This is a genomic window from Pseudomonas sp. P105 (assembly GCF_032614175.1).
Taxonomy (GTDB): domain Bacteria; phylum Pseudomonadota; class Gammaproteobacteria; order Pseudomonadales; family Pseudomonadaceae; genus Aquipseudomonas; species Aquipseudomonas rhizophila.
Window position 1 is genome coordinate 3,984,239 of the sequence record NZ_CP126693.1, and the last position, 24,108, is coordinate 4,008,346.

Below are 24,108 nucleotides of genomic sequence, written 5' to 3' on the forward strand. Positions count from 1 at the left end.
GGCTTAGACGCTGAGGGCGGCGCGCAATTGCGCTTCGAGCAGCCCGGCATCCAGCGCCTGGCCGATCAGCACCAGACGGGTCACCCGCGCTTCATCGGCACCCCACTGCCGGTCGAAATGTTTGTCGAAGCGCGTGCCCACGCCCTGGATCAGCAAACGCATCGGCTTGCCAGGAATGGCCGCGAACCCCTTGACCCGCAGCACGCCGTGCTGGACCACCAGTTGGGTCAGCGCGTCCAGCAGCAGGCTTTCGTCGGCCTGGGGCAGTTCGATGGAAATGGAGTCGAACGCGTCATGATCATGATCATCATCGTCGCCGTCATGGTGATGATCGTGATGGCTGTGGCGGCTGTCGATGTGCTCCTCGGAGCCGGCGCCCAGGCCGATCAACACTTCCAAAGGCAAGCGGCCGCTACTGGCTTCGATGACCTTGACCGCCGTCGGTAGCTCTTCGGCCACTTCCAGGCGCACCTTGGCCAGGTCTTCAGGGCTGATCAGGTCAGCTTTGTTGAGGATCACCAGGTCGGCGCTCGCCAGTTGATCGGCGAACAGCTCGTGCAGCGGTGATTCGTGATCCAGGTTGGGGTCAAGTTTGCGCTGGGCATCGACCTGGTCCGGGAACGCGGCGAACGTGCCGGCGGCCACGGCCGGGCTGTCGACCACGGTGATGACCGCATCGACGGTGCAGGCGCTGCGGATTTCCGGCCACTGGAAAGCCTGGACCAGCGGTTTGGGCAGGGCGAGGCCGGAGGTTTCGATAAGGATGTGATCGAGGTCACCGCGCCGCGCCACCAACTCGCGCATCACCGGGAAAAACTCTTCCTGCACGGTGCAGCACAGGCAACCGTTGGCCAGTTCATAGACGCGACCGTTGGCTTCTTCTTCGGTGCAGCCGATCGAGCACTGCTTGAGGATCTCGCCGTCGATACCCAGCTCGCCGAACTCATTGACGATCACGGCGATGCGGCGGCCCTGGGCGTTGTCGAGCATGTGCCGCAGCAAGGTGGTTTTACCCGAGCCGAGGAAGCCGGTGACGATGGTGACAGGGAGTTTGGCCAGTGTTTTCATCGGATGCCCTTTGGCAAGGTGGCGGGCAAACGGGACGACAACCCGCACGCATGGGCGCACGCGGAAGATTTCGCCACCGGATCACCCCGCCCGGTTGTAGTGAGAATCTGTGTCGAGGCAGGTCTCCTGGCTGACGGCGGGCCAGTCATTCGACTGGCAGTTACTGCGCCTTCCCGTGCACCCTTGGTCAAGAGCATGCACAGTGGCCTTGCAGAAACATCACCGTTCACAGTTGCGGGGGCAGCCGCGGCTTGGACCGCGTTCCCTTCTTAGCTTCGGCCGATGCCGAAGAACCTCGAAGGCGCAAGGCTACGCAGGGTGTGGGGGCGGGTCAATGTCCGCAGGTGAGTTCTGTGGTGTCTTGCGGGCCCTATCGCGAGCAGGCTCGCTCCCACAGTAAATTTCGCCGATCACAAAACTCATGTTCAACAAAGCTCAACTGTGGGAGCGAGCCTGCTTGCGATGGGCGCAACGGGTATCAGCCAATTGACGCCCCGCCCCCGCCCATGCTCTCCTGTGCGCCTAGTTACGGGTGCCCTTCACAGGGTGAAACGGGAAACCGGTGAATCGTGTGCTTTACTTCAAGGCCACGTCAGTCCGGTGCTGCCCCCGCAACGGTAAGCGAGAGAAGCGTCAGATCCACTGTGCCTCACGGCATGGGAAGGTGACGCTTGTCGGCCAGGCACAAGCCCTGCCCCTCGCGAGCCCGGAGACCGGCCCATGACTCATGCATCAACAAACCCGCGGTGGGCGGGCGCTGTTCGAACCTTGGCGGGCCTGCGCCCGGGGTTTCATTGCGCTCGCTTCACCCGATGACAAGAGACCATAGGGAAGCGCCATGTCGACCATCAGCAGCACCGCCCGTACCGCCAGCAGCTCCACGACCCTGAGCCAGCGCCTGAGCGCGGCGATTTTCGCCTCGATCCTCGGTGCAGGCCTGGTCTATTTCGCCGGTTTCTCCCACATCGAAGCGGTGCACAACGCGGCCCACGACACCCGCCACAGCGCCGCATTCCCGTGCCATTGAGACCTGACGACATGATCAAGCGTATCGCGCAAACCGCCGGTTTCAGCGGGTTGCTGGCCGCCCTGCTGCTGACCCTCCTCCAGAGTTTCTGGGTATCGCCGCTGATTCTGCAGGCCGAAACCTACGAAAGCGCACCGGCTACCGAGCACCATGAGCACGCCGCTGGGGCCGTTCACTCCCATGATGCCCAAGCGTGGGAGCCGGAAGACGGTTGGCAACGACTGCTCTCCACCACCGGCGGCAATCTGGTGGTCGCAGTGGGTTTCGCCCTGATGTTGGCGGGCTTGTACACGCTGCGGGCGCCGACCCGCACGTCCCAGGGATTGCTTTGGGGTTTGGCCGGTTATGCCACGTTTGTCCTGGCCCCCACCCTCGGCCTGCCACCGGAGCTGCCCGGCACGGCGGCGGCCGATCTGGCCCAGCGGCAGATGTGGTGGATCGGCACGGCGGCCTCCACTGCGGTAGGTATCGCCCTGATTGTCTTCGGCAGGCATTGGTTGCTCAAACTGTTGGGCGTGGCGACCTTGCTGGTGCCCCATGTCATCGGTGCGCCGCAGCCTGAGGTCCACTCGATGCTGGCGCCCGAAGCACTTGAAAGCCAGTTCAAGCTCGCCTCGCAAGTGACCAACGTTGCGTTCTGGCTGGCCTTGGGCCTGGTCAGCGCATGGTTGTTCCGGCGTGGCGACCAGGCTCAGCACGACGCATGAGCACCGGGCCGATCCTGGTGGTCGGCCTGGGCTGTCAACGCGGCTGCCCGGCCAGCACGCTGCGAGAACTGCTTGATCAGACTTTGCGGGCACACGGCATCGAGCTCTCTGAGGTTCGCGCCTTGGCCAGTATCGACCTCAAGCGTGACGAGCCGGGCCTGCTAGAGCTGGCCGAGCAACTGGAGTTGCCGCTGACCTGTTTCAATGCCGGGCAGTTGTCGAGCTACCAGCAGCGGCTCAGTCACCGCTCCGAGATCGCTTTTGAACGCACCGGTTGCTATGGCATCGCCGAAAGCGCTGCCCTGGCCCTGGCCGACCGGTTGGGCGCGACACCTGCGACGCTGTTGATTCCTCGCCAAAAGACCCCAAGCGCCACACTGGCATTGGCGGTGACGTCGTAAAACCCGATAATTCGCGCCCTGGATCATGAGCGATCTTCATTCAAAGGGTCGCCGACTCACCTTTAGGAACCGGTCATGACCGTATATTTCATTGGCGCCGGCCCTGGCGACCCGGAACTGATCACTGTCAAAGGCCAGCGACTGATCCGCAGCTGTGCGCTGATCATCTACGCCGGCTCCCTGGTGCCCACAGCCGTGCTGGAAGGCCACAGCGCCGAACAGGTGGTCAACAGCGCCGAGCTGCACCTGGAGCAGATTATCGAGTTGGTCAAGGCCGCTCACTTCAAGGGCCAGGACGTGGCCAGGGTACACTCCGGCGACCCGAGCCTGTACGGTGCCATTGGCGAGCAGATTCGGTGCCTGCGGGAACTGGACATCCCGTTCGAGATCATCCCCGGCGTGACCGCGACCTCCGCCTGCGCCGCCCTGCTGGGCGCCGAACTGACCTTGCCGGACGTGTCCCAAAGCCTGATCCTCACCCGCTACGCAGACAAAACCGCGATGCCCGCCGGCGAAGAACTGGGCAGCCTGGCGCAGCACGGGGCGAGCATGGCGATTCACTTGGGCGTCAATCATCTGGAAAAAATCGTCAGCGAACTGCTGCCCCACTACGGCGCGGATTGCCCGATTGCCGTGATTCACCGGGCGACATGGCCGGATCAGGATTGGGTGGTGGGTACGCTGGCTGATATTGCCGAAAAGGTCCAGGCCAAGGGCTTTCGACGCACGGCGCTGATTCTGGTGGGACGCGTACTGGGTAATGATGTGTTCAGTGAGTCGTCGCTCTACCGCGCCGGGCACGCGCATCTCTACAGGCCCTGAAAATACAACTTTAAGAGCGAGCTTGCTCCCACAGGGATTTGCGGCGATTAAAAAATCGAACATCACCGCCGCCCCAATGTGGGAGCGGGCTTGCTCGCGAAAGCGGTGGATCAGCTTGCGCGGATGTCGGATCCACCCATAAAAAAACGGCGCTCACGGGCGCCGTTTTTTATATCCGCAGCGAACACCTATCAGTAGTAGGCGTTTTCTTTCTGCGTGTGGTCGGTCACGTCGCGCACGCCCTTGAGTTCCGGGATACGCTCGAGCAAGGTGCGCTCGATGCCTTCCTTCAAGGTCACGTCGGCCTGGCCGCAGCCCTGGCAACCGCCGCCGAACTGGAGCACGGCGATGCCGTCTTCCACCACGTCGATCAGCGATACCTGGCCGCCGTGGCTGGCCAGCCCCGGGTTGATTTCGGTTTGCAGGTAATAATTGATGCGCTCGTTGACCGGGCTGTCGGCATTGACCATCGGCACCTTGGCGTTCGGCGCCTTGATGGTCAACTGGCCGCCCATGCGGTCGGTGGCATAGTCGACCACCGCGTCGTCCAGGAACGCTTCGCTGAACGAGTCGATGTATGCGGTGAAGCTCTTGAGCCCCAGCGCGGTGTCTTCAGGTTTCTCTTCCCCCGGCTTGCAGTAGGCAATGCAGGTTTCAGCGTACTGGGTGCCGGGCTGGGTGATGAAGATGCGGATCCCGATACCTGGGGTGTTCTGCTTGGACAGCAGGTCGGCCAGGTAATCGTGGGCGGCATCGGTAATGGTAATGGCGGTCATGGAAACTCCTCGCAGGCTTGTCGGCAGTTTACGCCAATCATCGCGCCGGACAAAGTCCTAGTATTTTTGTCAGGAAAGCGCCCGGATATCCTGGTCAGAGGTTCTGGTAGCGATTCATGTCCAGCACCCCACTTTCCAGCGGCGCCGTCTCCTGCAGGTAGTGGCTCAGGTCATGGAAGTACTGCCAGAACTGCGGGTGACTGCGCCGAATGCCCCAGCGCTCGACAATCCGCTCGAACGCCTGCCCGTCCCGGGCGCCCTCCATGGCGTCGACAAAGGCCGGCACTTGCTCGGCGGGGATGTTGAAGATGAAGTTCGGATAGCTGCTCAGCACGCCCGGATAGACCGTCAAGGTGTCCAGCCCCGGCTGGTATCGCAGCGCCTCGCCGAGCAAAAACGCCACGTTACTGTGAGCGCGGTTGCGCAGCAGACTGTAGACCTCACGGCGACCGCTGACGGTTTCGACGCGCAACATGGTCGCTTCCGGCAACTGGTTGATGACGCTCAGCCCCGCCGCCGGTCTGGAAGCCAGGCGACTGAGGGCCTGTTCGGCGTTCTGTAAGGCCGGATCAATGTTCGGACGCGAGCAATAGGCGCCATTACACCGGTTGATCGGATCGGGCCGCGCGTTCAAGTCGCCATAACGAACCAGCAATTGCTGGACGAAATCGCGCTTGGGGTCATCTTCGTCAAGCTTGAGAGCGGTGGGTTTATCGTCGTCGATAGCCTCGTAATCGAGCCACATCTTGAATTTTCCGCCCGACTGATACCAATCGTTGAGGTAGTCCTCGCGGGAATCGGCTGGCATCAGGCGCAGGAAGTTCTGCTCCGCACCGTTGCGAATCAGGTCGAAATACAGTCGCGTCTGGGCCTGGTGGGACACGTTGCCGAACACGTCGAAGTTCACCGCCAACTGATAATAAGTGCGCTCCAGCAATGGAAAGTCGAACAGCCACATCGTCTGTGGCACCTCGCCAATCAGGCCCTTGGTGACCGAAGCACTGTCGAAATGCCGGAAAATGCTCAGCAAGGCATTGTCGTTGCCGGCCCACAGCGTCGACCAACTGGGCGCAGGCAGGTCGGCGTAGTTGTCGCGACGCAAGGCTTCGTACTCGTTGCGCTTGTCCCGGTAGTCCAGCCACAGACTCAGGACGCTGCCCACGTCGTCATTCTGCCCCGGCATCGCCAGCAACGGCGTGGCCTGGCCGCGGTAATTGGGGTCGGTGATGTACAGATCATGTTCCGGGGCCTGGAACAACGCCCAGAAGTTGTCGCGAATCACGTCCGTGGCGATCTGGCCCCGGCAAACCGGGCCGCGGATAAATGTGCGCACGAAATACTCGGCGTTATCGAGCATGAACTGATAGCGGGCCTGGGCCGGGATCGCCTCGAAGGTGGAAAACGGGTTGGCCCGCCGCTCCGGGCCGTACCCTGGCAACGCAGTGACCTGCCATCTGCCGCTGTAGAACAGGCTCTTGATCCGCGCCATTTTTGCCGCGCTCAACCCGTAGGTGATGTGGGTCTTGTGCACGATCACCCCTTGTACCGGCCAGAGCCGGTAATACACACGGGTGCCAGGGTCATCGTTCGGGCGGCGGGTGTTGATCAGATCGATTGGCTGGCCGGTAGGCGTGCGCGAACGTACCCACTGGAAGAAATGCCCCGGCTCGCCATCCTTGAAATAGATGTGCGCCAGAAACCAGTGCTCGAACAACCACCGGCCCACCAGGCTTTCCCGGGCGCCAGGGGCGTTGAGCAGGTTTTCCCACTGCACCACCTGCAAGGCTTCGGCGGCGCTCGGCGCCAGCGCTTGCTGATCGATGGGTGCACCCGCGGCCAGCCAGCGCTGCAAGGTCTGATATTGCTGGTCGGTCAGGCCAGTGACCGCCAGAGGCATGCCTTCCTTGGGATGCGCAGCGGCGTACTCATCGAATTGCCCCGGCATCGGGCAGCTGTTGTCACGCTCAAGCCCAAGCACGACGTCCTGGGGCAGCTTGGCGTTGGGCTGCAACGGTGTGTTGTGGCCCAGTTCGAGCATCTGCGCCATCAGCGCGGCCTGACTGCCTTGAGCATCCAGCACGGAATAGAAGCCTTTGCGCTGCCAGGCCCGCTGGCCGGAGGCGTCATAGAACAAACGGGTGGGTTCGGCAGCCTGGTGTCGTTCACCGTCATAGACCGGCAGCTTGCTCGCGCCCCGGGACACGCCTTCGCCACTGCCCAGGTTCAATTGGCACGCAGAGTCATAGCAGGCGTGGCAGGCGACGCATTTTTCCGTGAAGATCGGCTGGATATCGCGAGTGTAGGAAATCGCCGGGGCGGGATCCTTTGCCACTGAGTAAAAAGACAACAGCAGCAACAGACTGCCGAATAAGACGCGGTACGGCATGTCTCGGGTCCCTAAGAGATAATCCGGCGATTCTACCGGGCCGCCATCGCGATGCAAACATGAGCAGGATTCATGCAAAAGCCACCCATGATCAAATCCTGTACAGGTTTGCTATCATCCCCGCCTTCGTAATGGTCTTTTTCCAGGTAGTCCTATGTCCGATCGCAGCGCTCGCCTTTATCTTCTCCAGCAGGCCCTCAAGGAACGCATTCTGATCCTCGACGGCGGCATGGGTACGATGATCCAGAGCTACAAGCTTGAGGAACAGGACTATCGTGGCAAGCGTTTCGCCGACTGGCCGAGCGACGTCAAGGGCAACAATGATTTGTTGGTCCTGAGCCGTCCGGATGTGATCGGCGCCATCGAAAAAGCCTACCTGGATGCCGGTGCCGACATTCTGGAAACCAACACCTTCAACGCCACCCAGGTGTCCCAGGCCGACTACGGCATGCAGGGCCTGGCCTACGAACTGAACCTGGAAGGCGCGCGCCTGGCCCGCAAGGTCGCCGACGCCAAGACCCTGGAAACACCGGACAAGCCGCGCTTCGTAGCCGGCGTGCTGGGCCCGACCAGCCGCACCTGCTCGCTGTCGCCAGACGTGAACAACCCCGGCTACCGCAACGTGACCTTCGACGAGCTGGTGGAGAATTACACCGAGGCCACCAAGGGCCTGATCGAAGGCGGCGCCGACCTGATCCTCATCGAAACCATTTTCGACACGCTTAATGCCAAGGCAGCGATTTTCGCCGTGCAAGGGGTGTATGAGGAATTAGGCGTCGAACTGCCGATCATGATCTCCGGCACCATCACCGACGCGTCCGGCCGCACACTGTCCGGCCAGACCACCGAAGCCTTCTGGAACTCCGTCGCCCACGCCAAGCCGATCTCCGTTGGGTTGAACTGCGCCCTCGGTGCCAGCGAACTGCGCCCGTACCTCGAAGAACTGTCGAATAAGGCCAGCACCCACGTATCGGCGCACCCGAACGCCGGTCTGCCCAATGAATTCGGTGAATACGACGAACTGCCGGTGGACACCGCCAAAGTCATCGAAGAGTTTGCCCAAAGCGGCTTCCTGAACATCGTCGGCGGCTGCTGTGGCACCACCCCGGCGCACATCGAAGCCATCGCCAAGGCCGTGGCCGGCTACGCACCGCGCCAGATTCCGGAGATCCCGCGGGCTTGCCGCCTGTCGGGCCTGGAACCGTTCACGATTGATCGCAACTCGCTGTTCGTCAACGTCGGCGAGCGGACCAACATCACCGGTTCGGCCAAGTTCGCCCGGCTGATCCGCGAGGACAACTACACCGAAGCCCTGGAAGTGGCCCTGCAACAGGTCGAGGCCGGTGCGCAGGTGATCGACATCAACATGGACGAGGGCATGCTCGATTCGAAGAAGGCCATGGTGACCTTCCTCAATCTGATTGCCGGTGAACCGGACATTTCCCGGGTGCCGATCATGATCGACTCCTCGAAATGGGAAGTGATCGAGGCCGGCCTCAAGTGCATCCAGGGCAAGGGCATCGTCAACTCCATCAGCATGAAGGAAGGCGTCGAGCAGTTCATCCATCACGCCAAGTTGTGCAAACGCTACGGCGCCGCCGTGGTGGTGATGGCCTTCGACGAAGCCGGCCAGGCCGATACCGAAGCGCGCAAGAAGGAAATCTGCAAGCGCTCCTACGACATCCTGGTCAATGAAGTCGGCTTCCCGCCGGAAGACATCATCTTTGACCCGAACATCTTCGCCGTCGCCACCGGTATCGAAGAGCACAACAACTATGCCGTGGATTTCATCAACGCCTGCGCCTACATCCGCGATGAACTGCCTTATGCGCTGACCTCGGGTGGCGTGTCCAACGTGTCCTTCTCGTTCCGGGGCAACAACCCGGTGCGCGAGGCGATTCATTCGGTGTTCCTGCTCTATGCAATCCGCTCGGGCCTGACCATGGGCATCGTCAACGCCGGACAGCTGGAGATCTACGACCAGATCCCGGTGGAACTGCGCGACGCGGTGGAAGACGTGATCCTCAACCGCACGCCTGAAGGCACCGACGCCCTGCTCGCCATCGCCGACAAGTACAAGGGCGACGGCAGCGTCAAGGAAGCGGAAACCGAAGAGTGGCGTGGCTGGGAAGTGAACAAGCGCCTGGAACACGCGCTGGTCAAGGGCATTACCACGCACATCGTCGAAGACACTGAGGAATCGCGGCTGTCGTTCGCCCGGCCGATCGAAGTCATCGAAGGCCCGTTGATGGCCGGCATGAACATCGTCGGCGACCTGTTCGGCGCCGGCAAAATGTTCCTGCCCCAGGTGGTGAAGTCCGCCCGGGTGATGAAGCAGGCCGTGGCCCACCTGATTCCATTCATCGAGGCGGAAAAAGGCGACAAGCCGGAAGCCAAGGGCAAGATCCTCATGGCCACGGTCAAGGGCGACGTCCACGACATCGGCAAGAATATCGTCGGCGTGGTGCTCGGTTGCAACGGCTATGACGTGGTCGACCTGGGCGTGATGGTGCCGGCAGAGAAGATCCTGCAGGTGGCCAAGGAGCAGAAGTGCGACATCATCGGGCTGTCCGGCCTGATCACTCCGTCCCTGGACGAGATGGTGCATGTGGCCCGCGAGATGCAGCGCCAGGATTTCCACCTGCCCCTGATGATCGGTGGCGCCACGACCTCCAAGGCCCACACGGCAGTGAAAATCGAACCCAAGTACAGCAACGACGCGGTGATCTACGTCACCGACGCCTCGCGCGCCGTGGGCGTGGCCACCCAGTTGCTGTCCAAGGAACTCAAGCCGGCATTCGTCGAGAAAACCCGCCTGGAGTACATCGACGTTCGCGAGCGCACCGCCAACCGCAGCGCCCGTACCGAACGCTTGAGCTACCCGGCCGCCGTGGCGAAGAAGCCGCAGTTCGACTGGAGCAGCTACCAGCCGGTCAAGCCGACCTTTACCGGCGCCAAGGTGCTGGACAACATTGACCTCAACGTCCTGGCCGAATACATCGACTGGACGCCGTTCTTCATTTCCTGGGACCTGGCCGGCAAGTACCCGCGCATCCTGACCGACGAAGTGGTCGGAGAAGCGGCTACTGCCCTGTACGCCGATGCCCGGGCGATGCTGCGCAAGCTCATCGACGAGAAACTCATCAGCGCCCGCGCCGTGTTCGGCTTCTGGCCGGCCAACCAGGTGCATGACGACGATCTGGAAGTCTATGGCGAGGATGGCAAGCCACTGGCCCGCCTACATCACCTGCGCCAGCAGATCATCAAGACCGATGGCAAGCCGAACTTCTCCCTGGCCGACTTCGTCGCGCCCAAGGACAGCGGTGTGACCGACTACGTGGGCGGCTTCATCACCACCGCCGGCATCGGCGCCGAAGAAGTCGCCAAGGCCTACCAGGAAGCCGGCGACGACTACAACTCGATCATGGTCAAGGCCCTGGCCGACCGCTTGGCCGAGGCCTGCGCCGAATGGCTGCACCAGCAGGTGCGCAAGGAACATTGGGGTTACGCCAAGGACGAAAGCCTGGACAACGACGCCCTGATCAAAGAGCAATACACCGGCATCCGCCCTGCCCCCGGCTACCCGGCCTGCCCGGATCATACCGAAAAGGCCACCTTGTTCCGCCTGCTCGACCCCGAGGCCAGCGAACTGAAGGCTGGACGCAGCGGCGTATTCCTCACCGAGCATTACGCCATGTTCCCGGCGGCAGCCGTCAGCGGCTGGTATTTCGCCCATCCCCATGCGCAATACTTCGCCGTGGGCAAGATCGACAAGGATCAGGTCCAGAGCTATACCGCGCGCAAAGGCCAGGACTTGAGCGTGACTGAGCGCTGGTTGGCGCCGAATTTGGGTTACGACAACTAAGAGCCTTAAAGGATCGCAGGCTCCTACAGGGTTTTGTGTATTGCTGTAGGGGCTGCCGCAGGTTGCGATCTTTTGTCTATGCTTGTTCCAAACCCATGGCAGACGAGGGATTTATGGACGATCCGATCGACAACAAGCCGCCGACCCTGTGGCAGATGGTGCACAGCGTGCTGGCTGCCGCCTTCGGCGTGCAGAGCGGCAAGAATCGCGCCCGTGACTTCACCCACGGCAAGCCGAGTCACTTCGTGGTATTGGGCATCGCCTTCACGGTGATCTTCGCCCTGACACTGTTTGGCATCGTCAAGCTGGTGGTGCATCTGGCGGGGTTGTAAATCTGTCTACGACACACGTAACCCCCCTGTGGGAGCGAGCCTGCTCGCGATAGCGGTTTGTCAGTCACTTCATGATTGACTGAACCACCACTATCGCGAGCAGGCTCGCTCCCACCGTTTTTTCACCACCGCTCTATTGGTGACTGACCCAGAACACCGCAGTGCCCACCACCAGGATAATCAGGAACAAAATGGCCCAGGCATCAACAGTACTGTCGCTTTTCCTTGCTTTGGTCGGATTGCTCATTGCATCGCCTCTTGTCGGTTTTGTAGGTGATTGCATAGGGACTCGACCACAGTTAAGACGATGATTGCCCGCACGACAAATGTGGGTTAGGCAATAATCAATCCCATTAGTCGATTTGGTTCTTTACATATACTCAAACATCACTTTTGCGCATAACTCAAAACAGGTATCTTGCACCGGCTCCTGTAGGAGTGCGCGGCCGTGCGCGCAGAATTGCCGAGGCAGAATCCGATTCCAGCGAGCCAACACGCAGCTGTTTCTGATCGGCCCAAGCCTGAGAACGAGACTTATATGTACGTATATGACGAGTACGATCAGCGGATCATCGAGGACCGCGTCAAGCAGTTCCGTGATCAGACCCGACGCTATCTGGCAGGCGAGCTGAGCGAAGAAGAATTCCGCCCTCTGCGTTTGCAGAATGGCCTGTATATCCAGCGCTTCGCCCCGATGCTGCGCGTAGCGGTGCCCTATGGCCAACTGACCTCGCGTCAGGTGCGCATGCTGGCCAAGATTGCCCGCGACTACGACAAAGGCTATGCCCACATCAGTACCCGCCAGAACGTCCAGTACAACTGGCCGGCCCTGGAAGATGTGCCCCAGATCCTGGCTGAACTGGCCACCGTGCAGATGCACGCGATCCAGACCAGCGGCAACTGCCTGCGCAACGTCACCACCGACCAGTTCGCCGGTGTCGCGGCCGATGAGTTGATCGACCCGCGCCCCTGGTGCGAGATCGTTCGCCAGTGGACCACCTTCCACCCGGAATTCGCCTACCTGCCGCGCAAGTTCAAGATCGCCATCAATGGCTCGACCTCGGACCGTGCGGCCATTGAAGTCCACGACATCGGCCTGGAGACGGTCTACAACGCCGCCGGCGAGCTGGGCTTCCGTGTGCTGGTGGGCGGCGGCCTGGGCCGTACGCCGGTGGTCGGCGCGTTCATCAACGAGTTCTTGCCATGGCAAGACCTGCTGAGCTACCTAGACGCCATCCTGCGGGTGTACAACCGCTACGGCCGTCGTGACAACAAGTACAAGGCGCGGATCAAGATCCTGGTCAAGGCCCTTACGCCAGAAGTGTTCGCCGAAAAGGTCGAGGCCGAAATGGCTCACCTGCGCGGCGACCAGACCACCCTGACCGAAGCCGAAGTCCATCGCGTAGCCAAGCATTTCGTCGACCCGGACTATAAGGCCCTGAGCAACCAGGACGCCGAGCTGGCCGCGCTCGACAAAGAACATCCGGGCTTCGCCCGCTGGCGCACCCGCAACACCCTGGCCCACAAGAAGCCTGGCTACGTCGCGGTGACCCTGTCCCTGAAGCCGACCGGCGTCGCGCCGGGCGACATCACCGACAAGCAGCTGGACGCCGTGGCCGACCTGGCTGAGCGCTACAGCTTCGGTCAACTGCGCACCTCCCACGAACAGAACATCATCCTGGCGGACGTTGAACAGAGCCAGTTGTTCACCCTGTGGGGCGAGTTGCGCGAGCAAGGGTTCGCCACGCCGAACATCGGCCTGCTGACCGACATAATCTGCTGCCCGGGCGGCGATTTCTGCTCCCTGGCCAACGCCAAGTCGATCCCTATCGCCGAGTCGATCCAGCGTCGTTTCGACGACCTGGACTACCTGTTCGACATCGGCGAGCTGGACCTGAACATTTCCGGTTGCATGAACGCCTGTGGTCACCACCACGTCGGCCACATCGGCATCCTGGGCGTAGACAAAAAAGGCGAGGAGTTCTACCAGGTCTCCCTGGGCGGCAGCGGTAGCCGCGACGCCAGCCTGGGCAAGATCCTTGGCCCGTCGTTTGCCCAGGACGACATGCCTGACGTGATCGAGAAGCTGATCGACGTGTACATCGAACAACGTACCGAAGACGAGCGTTTCATCGACACTTATCAACGTATCGGCATCGACCTCTTCAAGGAACGCGTCTATGCAGCGAATAATTAAGAACGACGAGGTTATCGACGAAACCTGGCACCTGTTGCCCAAGGACGCGACCCTCGATGGTATTTCCAACTGCGACGACCTGATCGTGCCCCTGGCCCTGTGGCGCGATCATGCTCACGCCCTCAAGGCTCGCGATGGCGGCCTGGGTGTGTGGCTGGACGCCGACGAAGAGGCGGAGGAAATCGGTGATGACGCCAATCAGTTCCAGGTCATCGCCCTGAACTTCCCGGCCTTCACCGACGGTCGCAGCTACTCCAACGCTCGCCTGCTGCGTGACCGCTATGGCTTCAAGGGCGAATTGCGGGCGATTGGCGATGTGCTGCGCGACCAACTGTTCTACATGCGCCGTTGCGGTTTCGACGCCTTTGCCTTGCGCGCCGACAAGGACCCCTTTGAAGCCCTCGAAAGCCTCAAGGATTTCTCGGTGACCTACCAGGCCGCTACTGACGAACCGTTGCCGTTGTTTCGTCGTCGCTGAAACCTGATACAAAAAAAGCCCTGATCCGGGTGTTCCGGTTCAGGGCTTTTTTATGGATGGATGATTGGTGCGGAACCTGATCTTCAGCCCACCCTGAACCCAATGTGGGAGCGAGCCTGCTCGCGATAGCGGCTCGCGTGAGCAGGTGATGCTGGATGTGCGGGTTAGCCGTTACCAGAACCGCTGCTGGGTCAGGCGGCTCCACCAACTGAGCAGCACCCGGTCCACCGAACCACTGGCCGCCATGCCAATACGCTCCTGCAAACTTTTGCGCTCGGCGTAGTGCAAGTGGTACAGCTCGGCACTCTTGGCTCGTTCGGCCAGGTATTCATCGCTGGTTTTCAGCTCGTCCACCAGGCGCTTGTCCAATGCTGCGACGCCCAGCCAGACTTCGCCAGTCGCCACTTCATCAATGGCCAGTTGCGGACGGTAGTTGGACACGAAGTTCTTGAACAACTCATGGGTGATGTCCAGGTCTTCCTGGAACTTCTCCCGACCCTTCTCGGTGTTTTCGCCAAACACCGTCAACGTGCGCTTGTATTCACCGGCCGTCAGCACTTCAAAATCGATGTCGTGCTTCTTCAGGAGACGGTTGACGTTTGGCAACTGGGCCACGACGCCGATGGAGCCAAGAATGGCAAAAGGCGCGCTGATGATCTTCTCGCCGATGCACGCCATCATGTAGCCGCCACTGGCCGCGACCTTGTCGATGCACACCGTCAGCGGCACGCCGGCCTGACGGATCCGGGCCAGTTGCGAGGAGGCCAGACCGTAGCTGTGGACCATGCCGCCACCGCTTTCCAGGCGCAACACCACTTCATCCTTCGGGGTCGCCAGGGTCAGCAATGCGGTGATTTCATGACGAAGGCTCTCGGTGGCCGAGGCTTTGATGTCACCGTCAAAATCCAGCACGAATACCCGAGGCTTGGCCGCCGGCTTGTCCTTGTGTTTCTTGGCGGCCTTTTCAGCCTTGCCTTCGGTCTTGCGCAGGGCCTTGAGCTGGTCTTTATCCAGCAGCGTCTGCTCCAGGCGCTCACGCAGTCCCTTGTAGAAGTCGTTGAGTTTGCTCACCTGCAACTGGCCGGCAGACTTGCGCCGGCCCTTGCTGCGCAGGGCAGCAAAACTGGCCAGCACCACCAGGATGGCGATCACCAGCGTCACGGTCTTGGCCAGGAAACTGGCGTATTCGATGAAAAACTCCACGATGGCTCCTAATAAATTCAAAACGCCGCTCAAGGGCGGGCACTCAACACGTTCAGCATACCCATGCGCCTGCGCCACGACCAGCCGTGAAACCTGTGGTTACCTTAACGGGAGCGCAGCTGGACAAGGCTGTAACGGGCATTTCAAACAAGCGTATGTTTTTTCATTGACAGCTCACCGCCATCCTCATAACCTCGCCAAACCTTCAACGTACCGGGATGACGCGGACGTGGGCAGTATCTATCTGATTCGACATGGCCAGGCCTCCTTTGGTGCGGACGACTACGATGTCCTTTCGCCAAACGGTGTACGCCAGGCGCAAGTGCTGGGCAGCCACCTGGCCGAACTGGGTGTCGTGTTCGATCGCTGCCTCTCGGGCGACCTGCGTCGTCAGCAGGATACCGCCACCGGTGCGCTGGGCCAGATGTCCGCCGCGGGGCTGCCGGTTCCCGGGCTGGAGATCGATTCGGCGTTCAATGAGTTCGACGCCGACGCGGTGATCCGCGCCCTGTTGCCGGACATGCTGCCCCAGGAACCCGAAGCCCTGTACATCCTGCGCAATGCCGCACAGAACCGCGCCGAGTTCCAGCGCATCTTCGCGTTGATCATCGAGCGCTGGCTCAGCGGCCAGTACGACCCGCCCGAACTGGAAAGCTGGTTGGGTTTCGTCGAACGCGTGCAGGCCGGCCTGCAGCGCATTCTGGAGCAGGCCGACAATTCCCAGAAAATCGCCGTGTTCACTTCCGGCGGGACCATCACCGCCCTGCTCCACCTGATCACCCAGATGCCTGCGCGGCAGGCCTTCGAACTGAACTGGCAAATCGTCAACACCTCGCTCAACCACCTGAAATTCAGGGGCCGCGAGGTGGCCCTGGCTTCCTTCAACAGTCATGCCCACCTGCAACTGCTGAAGGCCCCGGACCTCATCACCTTTCGCTGAGTCCGGATCACTGTAGACCCTTGCTGTATAACCCAAATAAGGATCGAAACCATGACCTCCGTAGCCGACGCCGTACAAGCCATGAAAGCCAAGTTCAACCCTGCCGCCGCTGCCGGCCTGGACCTGGTATTTGGTTTCAACATCACCGACGAAGACAAGCAATACGCCCTGATCGTCAAGGATGGCACCTGTGAGCTGCAAGAAGGCGAAAATGAGAACGCCAACTGCACGCTGATCATGGACAGCGAAACCCTCAAGGGCATCGTCAGCGGCGATACCGACGGCATGCAAGCGTTCATGGGCGGCAAGCTGCGCGTCGAAGGCGACATGATGCTGTCGATGAAGCTGTCCGAATTGTTCCCGGCCTGAGTCTGCTTGCCCTTTCTACGGGCGCCCTGGCTGCAAACGAATCCCGCCTCTGTGGCGGGATTTGTGTTTTTACTTGAGCATTTCCACTGGCCGATCCATCGCTATCGCGAGCAGGCTCGCTCCCACAGGGGATCTGGAGCGACGCTCAATCCTCATCACCCGGAGCAATTGTGGGAGCGAGCCTGCTCGCGATAGCGCCGGTACATTCAGCAAAGGACCCTGCGGCAGTTCGCAGGTGTCGTACAATCCCCGCTTTCCCCGTATCGGCCTGACCATGGACATCGACCTCGCCCGCACCTTTCTGGAAATCGTCCGCCACGGCAGCCTCGCCGCCGCGGCCGACAAGCTGCACGTCACCCAGACGGCTATCACGGCGCGAGTCCAGAAGCTTGAAAGCCAGCTTGGCTGCGTGCTGTTTGTGCGCAACCGTGCCGGCGCGCGCCTGACTGCCGACGGTGAAACCTTCGTGGTGTATGCCAATCAACTGGTGCAGACCTGGGAAGCGGCCCGCCGAGACCTGCCCTTGCCCGAAGGCTTTCGCAACGTTTTGCACCTCGGTGGCGAGGTCAGTCTATGCAACCCCTTGATGCTCGCCTGGGCCGAGGAACTGCGCCATAAAATCCCCGGCCATGCCCTGCGCATGGACATCCGCGATGGCGAAAAACTGCTGCAACAACTGGAACTGGGCCTGCTGGATGCCGCCGTGGTGTATCAGCCCGAATACTGGCCGAGGCTGCAAGTGGAACAGTTACTGGAAGAGAAACTGATCCTGGTGCGCCTGGCGACCCGTCCCGAGCCCTACGTGTACATCGACTGGAGTGCCGACTTCCGTCGTCAACACGACACTGCGCTGCCGGACAAGGCCAAGGCGGCCGTGACGTTCAACCTCGGCCCCCTGGCCCTGCAGTACATTCTGGAGAACGGCGGCAGCGGCTACTTCCGGACCCGAGTGGTGCAGAGCTATCTGGACAGCGGCATCCTGGAGCGGGTGCCCAAGGCGCCGGAATTCAACTACCCGACTTACCTCGTGTACTCCAGGGATCGGGATTCGGCGGCGTTGCAGCAAGCGTTCGAAGTGCTGCGCCAGATCGTCACGACCGGCAGCGACTGGTCCCAGCGCTGGGACCCGCTGACCTGACGAGTCTGCCGAAAAAAGCCCTCCTGCAAGCAGAGGGCTCCTCACCGACAGCCCGGCCCTAGGACTATCCCTGCAAGTACTGCGCGATTTCGTCCTTGACCTGCAAACGTTTCTCCTTGAGCGTCTTCAGGGCAACATCGGACAGTGCCGCGGAGGACGGTTTCTCGGCGTCGACCACTTCGGCATCTATTTGGGAATACTTGAGAAGTAACGAGTCGAGCCTGGGATTCTCGCTGCGCTTTTGCTGGATGTCGTCTTTTGTGCAGTTGAGATCCTGGCACAAATCGTGGATCACCGGCATGGAACACCTCCTTTGGTAGAACGATGGCTAACGCCTTCTACGGCGCTCGTCGACTATCAGAATGGCCTCGCCGACGGGGTTCTGTCGACCGCCAATCCGACCAGCGGTGACCGTTCGTCGTACCGCACCGCTTTGCAATCAAACCTTTGTCCGCCCGCCGCTCTCCATTGAACAGGACGACACAAGTCCCTTGTACAACCTGTGTGGAGACTTACCTATGGACGGATTCAACCTGCGTCAACTCGGCCTGGCAGTTGCCTTGAGCACCAGTATGGGAATGGCTTGGGCCGCGACTTCCAGCGACTTCGTCGACAACGCGGCGGCCGGTGGTATCGCGGAAATCGAAACCAGCAAACTGGCCCTGGAAAAAAGCAGTTCGGCGGACGTCAAGGAATTCGCCAACATGATGATTTCCGACCACACCAAAGCCAACGAGGAGTTGATCTCGCTGGCGAAAAAACACGATATCGAAGTGCCGGACGAAACCACGCTGGTGAAAAAGGCCAAGGCCAAGATTCTCGATATGCGCGAGGAATCGTTTGATGCGGCCTACGCCAACAACCAGGTGATGGCCCACGAAGAAACCATTGCCCTGTTCAAGAAAGAAGCCGAGACCGTCACTGACGACAAGAAGCCCGGCAACACCGAGCTGAAGGCGTTCGCGCAAAAAATGCTTCCAGACTTGGAAAAACATCTGGAAATGGCCAAGAAACTCCAGGCCGCTCATCCAAGTAAATAGCAGAGAATGTAAAAAAAGCCCGATCATAACGTAGGGTTTAACGAGATCATCAGCCTGACCGAGAAGCCCTGCTGGTTTAATCTGGCAGGGCATTCTTGGTTTCAAACGTGAGGACCTCTCAGCATACCGAAATGCCTCTGAGCAACTTCGAGAAGCGCCCCCTTGATATTTTACTTCACCAAAAAGAGAGCATTAGTCCTGCCCCAGTGAGGAGTTGCTCTCTTTGCCATACGCCGTTATTAAGGTTATTGAGTTATGGGGCTGACATTGGCCGCTGGGCTAAGAAAATCAATGTGATAACCACTAGAGCCATCTCCGATAGCCAAGTGAACACCGCCGACACCCTCATTCAATTGCGAGTTCATCTTGTAATCTATAAGAGGCGCTATTTCATCGTTGACACCGATGGCGAATTCGGTTAATTCGAGACCTCGAGTTCCTGCGGCCATTTTCAAGACTTCTATATATTCACCATTACCAGTTCGTAGAGACGTTACCTTATTCTCCACGACAGTCAGCAATCCTCCGTTCTCAGAAAGGGTATCAGATAGCTGCTGAAGTTTCATTTTCATATCTTCGGGCAACATCGGATTAGGCTTTCTCAGGACAGTCAGAATTCCAGAAATATTTAGCTCCCCACTAAAAAAAATGGGCAGGGTTCTTGAGGCTTCATTTGAGCATAATGAACTTCGAAAAATTCGGCGACGGAATGTATGAAATCGCCAGAGACATCCTCGGCAATCAGCGCATAAGGCTCTGCCTTGGGCAATAGAGTAACGCGCCCGCAAGAACCGTTGCCTGTAACTGAAAACAAATCATAAGAATTAAGCATATTTAATACGGCGCGCTGTTTTTTCAGCGCCTTCTTGAAATCGCTATTTAGCAACAAATTCAGACTATAACTTGCACAACTCAGGGAGAGCTCGAAAACTTGTGCAGCACAAAAAACACTTCTCTTTCTGGGTGTGGCTTGCGCAATCTCTAATGTGAGTTTGGCGGCACTGTTGCTGAAGGAGAAAATTATGCTATTGCGAGGCAGAGCTTCGACCTTGGTGATATGCGCAGTTTTTAGCCCTTAATTAGAACACTTGTTAAGAAATTGCTCTGAATCGGCGACAACCCAGAATTCCTCAGCGCCAAAAAGTGTATGGATATTTGTCATGGACGACATAAAGTAGCTCCTTATGAAAAAGGGTGGCTGATCCATGCCACCCTTCTGAATCAAACGATATCAATCACCCATATAGGCCCAAGCCAATGGAGCCCACCCAAAATTTTCTGGACCTGAGGTAATACGATTAAGTTTTTCCTGAATTACTTTCTGCTTCTTCATGATTTCACCTTTACCTTATTTTCCCCCTTGCGGCTCAACGGGGGGTGGTCGTATTAGCTCAAATTCCATGCTGATTTTTAAATGATTTTTTGATCGCTTTTTAGAACCAATACTTCTACTGAAAATAGCAGACAATAAAAATAGATTATTTATGTAGGAAGCATCTGTAGCTGAGTTCTGAAAACACTAAAATCCGCCTTATTAAGTTGTTTGTTTGGTCTAGTGTTGATAGGTTTTTCCTCCGACTGTTCAAGCCGTAGCAAACACTGATTCAAAGGGGCCAATAATGGGTGTTACCAAGAAATACCTGACTGACGTCGCGCTTCAGCAGGCGTTATCCATTACAGATCTGACTGAGGCGCACTCGCCCGCACATGCAGTCCGCCTGATCATGAACGAAATAATTGAAGGGCTGGTCAGTGCTGGGTGGCCGCAGGCTCTAATACAGACCGGCCCACGAATCGTATCCGCCGAAGAGAACTACGGACTGCTCGGTTATGACCCGGCAGAAATCACTCTAGGCAGCGAACACACCCGGTGGATAGACGAACATTCACTGTTGCGTACACAAACCACTAGCCAGATTCCAATTGTGCTGCAACGTTCGGCTCAGGAACGCAAGCCTGGAGAGGTCATTTTGCTGGCCGCTCCGGGCATCACGTTCCGCCGCGACAGTCGTGATCGTTGGCACTGCGCCGAGCCACATCAGATGGACATATGGGTGCTGGGTGAACCCGAGCTCTCGGCGCGCGGACACCTTTTGCGCTTGGTCGGCGATATCCTTGGGGTCGCCGTCCCCGATAAACCTTGGGTTTACAGCGACAGTCCGCATCATTACACCGAAGGTGGCATTGAGGTGAATGTGATAAACGATGGTTCTGCTGTCGAAGTGCTGGAGTGTGGGCTTATTGCCACTTCGTTATTGCAACGGCTGGGAATCGATGCGCAGCGTCATGGCGGTCTGGCGTTGGGGATGGGGCTGGACCGGTTGACTATGCTACGAAAGGGAATCCCGGATATTCGCCTGTTGCGTGACCCTAATGAGCGAGTTCAGGCCCAGATGCAAGATTTACGTCCTTGGAGTACGGTTTCGCGTTTGCCTTCAATTACTCGGGACATTTCAGTGGCCGTGACTCCGGGTTTGAGTGAGGAAGTACTGACTGAGAAAATGCTCCAGGCGGCTGGCGACTGCTCTGGTTGGATTGAGGAGATGCAAGTCAAAGGTCGTTGGACTTCGTCTGAATTACCACCACAAGCCATCGAGCGACTCGGGCTGTTACCCGGCCAGGAAAATGCTCTGTTGCGCGTCGTATTGCGGGATTGCTCGCGGTCAATCACGACTGCCGAGGCCAATGCATTGTATGAAAAAATCCAGTCGGCATTACATGAAGGCAAGCCGGGGGCTGGGTATCGAATGGACCTGTCGCCTCACTCATCCACTCAATAGATGCGCCAGCCACCCAACGGCGTCGTGAAATCCGAAAGCCCAGCTTCAAGAAAAGAAGCAGGGCTCATTGGCTAACCGCCATCCGTATCGATATCGGCATCAGTGCTCTCACCGGATTCCGGGCGGTCCGGGTCAGGCTTGAAGCCAGGGCTGAAGGTGTTGTCGTTGTCCTGGTGGTGATTTTTTTGATCGACTTCGCTGTCGGCGCTTTGGGCCTTGCCTGCCCCAGCCGGGCTGACAGGCTGGGTGCCCGCGGGCTCGGTCGGAACCTGAGGATCGATAGCCGGATCATTGCGCGGTGACGGGGCCTGCGTCTGGCCTTGTTGCTGGGTGTTTGCAGGATCTTGGTTCATAGGCACCTCATTCATGACAGGCCGGATTGATGACCGGTCATGGTCATTTGAAGGTGGCATGGCGGCTTCGGTTCCATTTGTTTAGCGCGCCGCGATCAACTGCCCAACACAGTCCTCACCATGGTGATCAAGGCATCCGGGCCGTAAGGTTTGCTCAGCAGATGGGTATCGGGGCTCAATTGGTGGTTGCGGGAAATGATGTCCCGAGTGTGGCCCGAGGTGAACAGTATGGGCATAGGCGGAGTCTGTACCCTGGCCCAGGCCGCCAGGTCAGAGCTCTTGATCAGGCCAGGCATGACCACATCGGTAAAAATCAGATCCACCGAGGCACCTTCGAGCAAAAGCGCCATGGCCGCATCAGCGTTGGCGGCCGTGAGGGTCCGATAACCGGACTGTTCCAGCAGCTCCACCGACGCGCTGCGCACCTCTTCGTTATCCTCCACCACCAGAATCGTCTCTTGCCCACCGGTCAGAAGCGGGCTGTGTGGGGCCTCTTCACCTGTTTCAGGTTGCCGACTGCGGGGGAAATACATCTGCGCTCGCGTGCCCTCTCCCACGTCACTGGTAATCTCGATATGCCCGCCACTTTGCTTGACGAACCCGAACACCATGCTCAACCCAAGCCCGGTGCCCTGGCCGTCAGTCTTGGTGGTGAAAAACGGCTCGAACACATGGTCCAGGACATCGGGAGGCATGCCCGCGCCGCGGTCGATCACCGACAGGCGCACATAGTCACCGGCCGGAATGTCTTTACCGGCGCAGGACGATTCGTCGAGCACGATGTTTTCGCCGATCAGGCCGATGGTGCCCTCTCCACACATGGCATCGCGGGCATTGATCGCCAGGTTCAGCAAAGCGTTTTCAAGCTGATTGCGATCGACGTGGATGCACCAGGGCTCGGCGGGCAAGGTCACTTCGATCTGGATGGTTTCGCCCAAGGCCCGCTGCAACAATTCGCCCAGACCGTCGAAGATTCGTCGTGGGTTGTAGACCGCCGGTGACAACGGTTGGCGGCGGGCAAACGCCAGCAATTGCGAGGACAGTTTGGCGCCCCGTTCCACCGCTTCGATGGAGGCACTGACCCGCCGCTGCACATTGGCGTTGTGCGGTTCGTGGCGAGCCAACAGGTGCAGGTTGCCGGCGATCACCTGCAGCAAGTTGTTGAAGTCATGAGCCACACCGCCGGTGAGTCCGCCAATGGCTTCGAGTTTCTGCGACTGGCGCAACTGCTCTTCGGCCGTCAACCGCGCATGCACTTCCTCGGCGACACGCTGCTCCAGATCACGGGTGAACTTGAGCAGCGATGCTTCAGCCGCCTTGCGTTCGTTGATATCAATCAGCACACCGGGGAAACGCAACGGCCGGCCCAACGTATCGAATTCACATCGGCCGCTGGCCAGCACCCACAGGTAATCACCGCCGAGTCGACGCACCCGATACTCAGCGTTGTAGGGTGTTCCGGTGCGCAAGGTCAGTTCGACCCGCCGGTTCACCTCCTCCAGGTCATCGGGGTGGATGTTCTGGCGGGCAATCTCGACAGGCAGTGCATCCAGAGGCGTGTCTGGCGGGTAATTGAACGTGCGGGAAAAACGCTCATCGCCGGAAAGTGTGTCGTTCTGGATGTCCCAGACAAACGACCCCAGCAGTGGCCCGGCCGAGAGGGCCAACTGAATGCGCTCGTTGACGGCGCGGTAGCTGCGTTCGGCCTCCTGGCGGGCACGCTCGGTCAGCACAAGCTCGGTGGTTTCCACGACGATCGCCAACACGCCGCCCGGAGACTGATCATCGTCGGGCACCGGGCTGTAATAAAGGTCCATCCAGACATCTTCGGGCTTGCCATTGCGTAGCAGTACCAGCTCTTTGCTGCGATAGGACAAGGTGCCACCAGCCAGGCAGACATCCAGTACGTGCCGATTGAATTCGGCCACTTCCGGCCAGCCCAACTCTACCGCGCAGCCCAGCAGGTACGGATGGCGCCCGCCGGCGAACTCGGCATAAGCATCGTTGTAGATCATGAAGCCCTGACGGCCCCACAACATGACCATCGGCAAAGGCGACGCCAGCAGCACCTGGACTGCGCTGCGCAGACTGGCGGACCAGTGCTCGATGGCACCCAGTTCGGTCTGGCTCCAATCGAACGACCGGATACGCCCGGCCATTTCACCGCCCCAACCGGGGCATCCATGATTCTGGGATAAGAACTGCATGAGTCGATTCTGAACCTCG

General features: G+C 59.4%; 21 protein-coding genes and 2 riboswitches. Of the genes, 13 read left to right on the forward strand and 8 right to left on the reverse strand.

What is annotated here, in order from left to right; translation table 11 throughout:
- Positions 1–3 precede the first annotated feature (3 nt).
- On the reverse strand, positions 4–1,068 hold the full coding sequence (cobW, locus tag QOM08_RS17795; RefSeq protein ID WP_316911923.1) for a cobalamin biosynthesis protein CobW: 1,065 nt from the start codon (positions 1,066–1,068) through the stop codon (positions 4–6).
- A gap of 98 nt (positions 1,069–1,166) precedes the next feature.
- Positions 1,167–1,381: riboswitch (cobalamin riboswitch) on the reverse strand.
- Positions 1,382–1,581: 200 nt separating this feature from the next.
- Positions 1,582–1,805, forward strand: a riboswitch (cobalamin riboswitch).
- Positions 1,806–1,906: 101 nt separating this feature from the next.
- Between cobW and QOM08_RS17800 the strand changes: the two genes are divergently transcribed.
- From QOM08_RS17800 to cobM, 4 genes are all read left to right on the forward strand, one after another.
- Positions 1,907–2,095 (forward strand): CbtB domain-containing protein, encoded by a 189-nt coding sequence (locus QOM08_RS17800; RefSeq protein ID WP_047227828.1) that lies wholly within the window; start codon positions 1,907–1,909, stop codon positions 2,093–2,095.
- An 11-nt stretch (positions 2,096–2,106) separates the two neighbouring features.
- Positions 2,107–2,802: a CbtA family protein gene (locus QOM08_RS17805; RefSeq protein ID WP_047227827.1), complete on the forward strand. Its 696-nt coding sequence runs from the start codon at positions 2,107–2,109 to the stop codon at positions 2,800–2,802.
- Complete coding sequence (locus QOM08_RS17810; protein ID WP_047227826.1) at positions 2,799–3,203, forward strand: cobalamin biosynthesis protein; 405 nt, start codon at positions 2,799–2,801, stop codon at positions 3,201–3,203. Before QOM08_RS17805 ends, QOM08_RS17810 begins: the two co-directional genes overlap by 4 nt.
- Before the next feature lie 75 nt (positions 3,204–3,278).
- Positions 3,279–4,025, forward strand: coding sequence for a precorrin-4 C(11)-methyltransferase (cobM, locus tag QOM08_RS17815; RefSeq protein WP_316911924.1), 747 nt, complete (start codon positions 3,279–3,281; stop codon positions 4,023–4,025).
- Between the two features lie 191 nt (positions 4,026–4,216).
- Here the strand turns inward: cobM and nfuA are convergent, their stop codons facing one another.
- Complete coding sequence (nfuA, locus tag QOM08_RS17820; protein WP_003182850.1) at positions 4,217–4,801, reverse strand: Fe-S biogenesis protein NfuA; 585 nt, start codon at positions 4,799–4,801, stop codon at positions 4,217–4,219.
- A gap of 94 nt (positions 4,802–4,895) precedes the next feature.
- On the reverse strand, positions 4,896–7,187 hold the full coding sequence (locus QOM08_RS17825; protein WP_316911925.1) for a fatty acid cis/trans isomerase: 2,292 nt from the start codon (positions 7,185–7,187) through the stop codon (positions 4,896–4,898).
- Between the two features lie 154 nt (positions 7,188–7,341).
- Between QOM08_RS17825 and metH the strand changes: the two genes are divergently transcribed.
- The 4 genes from metH to QOM08_RS17845 all read left to right on the forward strand — a co-directional run bounded on the left by metH (position 7,342) and on the right by QOM08_RS17845 (position 14,059).
- Positions 7,342–11,052 (forward strand): methionine synthase, encoded by a 3,711-nt coding sequence (gene metH, locus QOM08_RS17830; RefSeq protein ID WP_316911926.1) that lies wholly within the window; start codon positions 7,342–7,344, stop codon positions 11,050–11,052.
- Between the two features lie 113 nt (positions 11,053–11,165).
- On the forward strand, positions 11,166–11,384 hold the full coding sequence (locus QOM08_RS17835) for a DUF2970 domain-containing protein (protein ID WP_047227822.1): 219 nt from the start codon (positions 11,166–11,168) through the stop codon (positions 11,382–11,384).
- Between the two features lie 538 nt (positions 11,385–11,922).
- The gene (locus QOM08_RS17840) at positions 11,923–13,581 is read left to right on the forward strand and encodes a nitrite/sulfite reductase (protein WP_316911927.1); all 1,659 of its coding nucleotides are present in this window, start codon (positions 11,923–11,925) and stop codon (positions 13,579–13,581) included.
- Positions 13,565–14,059, forward strand: a complete 495-nt coding sequence (locus tag QOM08_RS17845; protein ID WP_092396049.1) for a DUF934 domain-containing protein — start codon at positions 13,565–13,567, stop codon at positions 14,057–14,059. The genes QOM08_RS17840 and QOM08_RS17845 overlap by 17 nt, the downstream gene beginning before the upstream one ends.
- A gap of 171 nt (positions 14,060–14,230) precedes the next feature.
- On the opposite strand, the gene sohB is transcribed toward QOM08_RS17845, so the two are convergent.
- A complete protein-coding gene (sohB, locus tag QOM08_RS17850) occupies positions 14,231–15,262 on the reverse strand; it encodes a protease SohB (RefSeq protein ID WP_047227819.1) in 1,032 nt (343 codons plus the stop codon).
- 229 nt (positions 15,263–15,491) lie between these two features.
- Between sohB and QOM08_RS17855 the strand changes: the two genes are divergently transcribed.
- From QOM08_RS17855 to QOM08_RS17865, 3 genes are all read left to right on the forward strand, one after another.
- Entirely contained in the window at positions 15,492–16,202 is a 711-nt protein-coding gene (locus QOM08_RS17855; protein ID WP_316911928.1) for a histidine phosphatase family protein, read from the forward strand.
- A gap of 51 nt (positions 16,203–16,253) precedes the next feature.
- Complete coding sequence (locus QOM08_RS17860) at positions 16,254–16,571, forward strand: SCP2 sterol-binding domain-containing protein (RefSeq protein WP_076384034.1); 318 nt, start codon at positions 16,254–16,256, stop codon at positions 16,569–16,571.
- Between the two features lie 274 nt (positions 16,572–16,845).
- Positions 16,846–17,709 carry a LysR family transcriptional regulator gene (locus tag QOM08_RS17865; RefSeq protein WP_047227886.1) on the forward strand — a complete coding sequence of 288 codons (864 nt, stop codon included), beginning with the start codon at positions 16,846–16,848 and terminating at the stop codon, positions 17,707–17,709.
- 64 nt (positions 17,710–17,773) lie between these two features.
- Here the strand turns inward: QOM08_RS17865 and QOM08_RS17870 are convergent, their stop codons facing one another.
- The gene (locus QOM08_RS17870; RefSeq protein WP_047227816.1) at positions 17,774–18,010 is read right to left on the reverse strand and encodes a YdcH family protein; all 237 of its coding nucleotides are present in this window, start codon (positions 18,008–18,010) and stop codon (positions 17,774–17,776) included.
- Between the two features lie 217 nt (positions 18,011–18,227).
- Here QOM08_RS17870 and QOM08_RS17875 point away from each other — a divergent pair, with 217 nt between their 5' ends.
- Positions 18,228–18,749, forward strand: a complete 522-nt coding sequence (locus QOM08_RS17875) for a DUF4142 domain-containing protein (RefSeq protein WP_047227815.1) — start codon at positions 18,228–18,230, stop codon at positions 18,747–18,749.
- A gap of 245 nt (positions 18,750–18,994) precedes the next feature.
- Here QOM08_RS17875 and QOM08_RS17880 read toward each other — a convergent pair whose 3' ends face one another.
- Positions 18,995–19,315 carry a hypothetical protein gene (locus tag QOM08_RS17880; protein WP_257220682.1) on the reverse strand — a complete coding sequence of 107 codons (321 nt, stop codon included), beginning with the start codon at positions 19,313–19,315 and terminating at the stop codon, positions 18,995–18,997.
- A gap of 1,053 nt (positions 19,316–20,368) precedes the next feature.
- Here QOM08_RS17880 and QOM08_RS17885 point away from each other — a divergent pair.
- The gene (locus QOM08_RS17885) at positions 20,369–21,529 is read left to right on the forward strand and encodes a hypothetical protein (protein ID WP_173406788.1); all 1,161 of its coding nucleotides are present in this window, start codon (positions 20,369–20,371) and stop codon (positions 21,527–21,529) included.
- A 71-nt stretch (positions 21,530–21,600) separates the two neighbouring features.
- Here QOM08_RS17885 and QOM08_RS17890 read toward each other — a convergent pair whose 3' ends face one another.
- Entirely contained in the window at positions 21,601–21,882 is a 282-nt protein-coding gene (locus QOM08_RS17890; protein WP_316911929.1) for a hypothetical protein, read from the reverse strand.
- Positions 21,883–21,977: 95 nt separating this feature from the next.
- Positions 21,978–24,089, reverse strand: coding sequence for a PAS domain-containing sensor histidine kinase (locus tag QOM08_RS17895; protein WP_107322648.1), 2,112 nt, complete (start codon positions 24,087–24,089; stop codon positions 21,978–21,980).
- Positions 24,090–24,108: the final 19 nt, after the last annotated feature.

What these genes read in the sequence shown, in the direction of transcription:
- QOM08_RS17835 (WP_047227822.1), top strand. Translation starts at nt 11,166, where the DNA reads ATGGACGATCCGATCGACAACAAGCCGCCGACCCTGTGGCAGATGGTG.
- QOM08_RS17865 (WP_047227886.1), top strand. Translation starts at nt 16,846, where the DNA reads ATGGACATCGACCTCGCCCGCACCTTTCTGGAAATCGTCCGCCACGGC.
- QOM08_RS17880 (WP_257220682.1), bottom strand. Translation starts at nt 19,315, where the DNA reads ATGAAACTTCAGCAGCTATCTGATACCCTTTCTGAGAACGGAGGATTG.
- QOM08_RS17845 (WP_092396049.1), top strand. Translation starts at nt 13,565, where the DNA reads ATGCAGCGAATAATTAAGAACGACGAGGTTATCGACGAAACCTGGCAC.
- nfuA (WP_003182850.1), bottom strand. Translation starts at nt 4,801, where the DNA reads ATGACCGCCATTACCATTACCGATGCCGCCCACGATTACCTGGCCGAC.
- QOM08_RS17825 (WP_316911925.1), bottom strand. Translation starts at nt 7,187, where the DNA reads ATGCCGTACCGCGTCTTATTCGGCAGTCTGTTGCTGCTGTTGTCTTTT.
- QOM08_RS17810 (WP_047227826.1), top strand. Translation starts at nt 2,799, where the DNA reads ATGAGCACCGGGCCGATCCTGGTGGTCGGCCTGGGCTGTCAACGCGGC.
- QOM08_RS17860 (WP_076384034.1), top strand. Translation starts at nt 16,254, where the DNA reads ATGACCTCCGTAGCCGACGCCGTACAAGCCATGAAAGCCAAGTTCAAC.
- QOM08_RS17870 (WP_047227816.1), bottom strand. Translation starts at nt 18,010, where the DNA reads ATGCCGGTGATCCACGATTTGTGCCAGGATCTCAACTGCACAAAAGAC.
- metH (WP_316911926.1), top strand. Translation starts at nt 7,342, where the DNA reads ATGTCCGATCGCAGCGCTCGCCTTTATCTTCTCCAGCAGGCCCTCAAG.
- QOM08_RS17840 (WP_316911927.1), top strand. Translation starts at nt 11,923, where the DNA reads ATGTACGTATATGACGAGTACGATCAGCGGATCATCGAGGACCGCGTC.
- QOM08_RS17885 (WP_173406788.1), top strand. Translation starts at nt 20,369, where the DNA reads ATGGGTGTTACCAAGAAATACCTGACTGACGTCGCGCTTCAGCAGGCG.
- cobW (WP_316911923.1), bottom strand. Translation starts at nt 1,068, where the DNA reads ATGAAAACACTGGCCAAACTCCCTGTCACCATCGTCACCGGCTTCCTC.
- QOM08_RS17805 (WP_047227827.1), top strand. Translation starts at nt 2,107, where the DNA reads ATGATCAAGCGTATCGCGCAAACCGCCGGTTTCAGCGGGTTGCTGGCC.
- QOM08_RS17800 (WP_047227828.1), top strand. Translation starts at nt 1,907, where the DNA reads ATGTCGACCATCAGCAGCACCGCCCGTACCGCCAGCAGCTCCACGACC.
- QOM08_RS17895 (WP_107322648.1), bottom strand. Translation starts at nt 24,089, where the DNA reads ATGCAGTTCTTATCCCAGAATCATGGATGCCCCGGTTGGGGCGGTGAA.
- QOM08_RS17875 (WP_047227815.1), top strand. Translation starts at nt 18,228, where the DNA reads ATGGACGGATTCAACCTGCGTCAACTCGGCCTGGCAGTTGCCTTGAGC.
- QOM08_RS17890 (WP_316911929.1), bottom strand. Translation starts at nt 21,882, where the DNA reads ATGAACCAAGATCCTGCAAACACCCAGCAACAAGGCCAGACGCAGGCC.
- cobM (WP_316911924.1), top strand. Translation starts at nt 3,279, where the DNA reads ATGACCGTATATTTCATTGGCGCCGGCCCTGGCGACCCGGAACTGATC.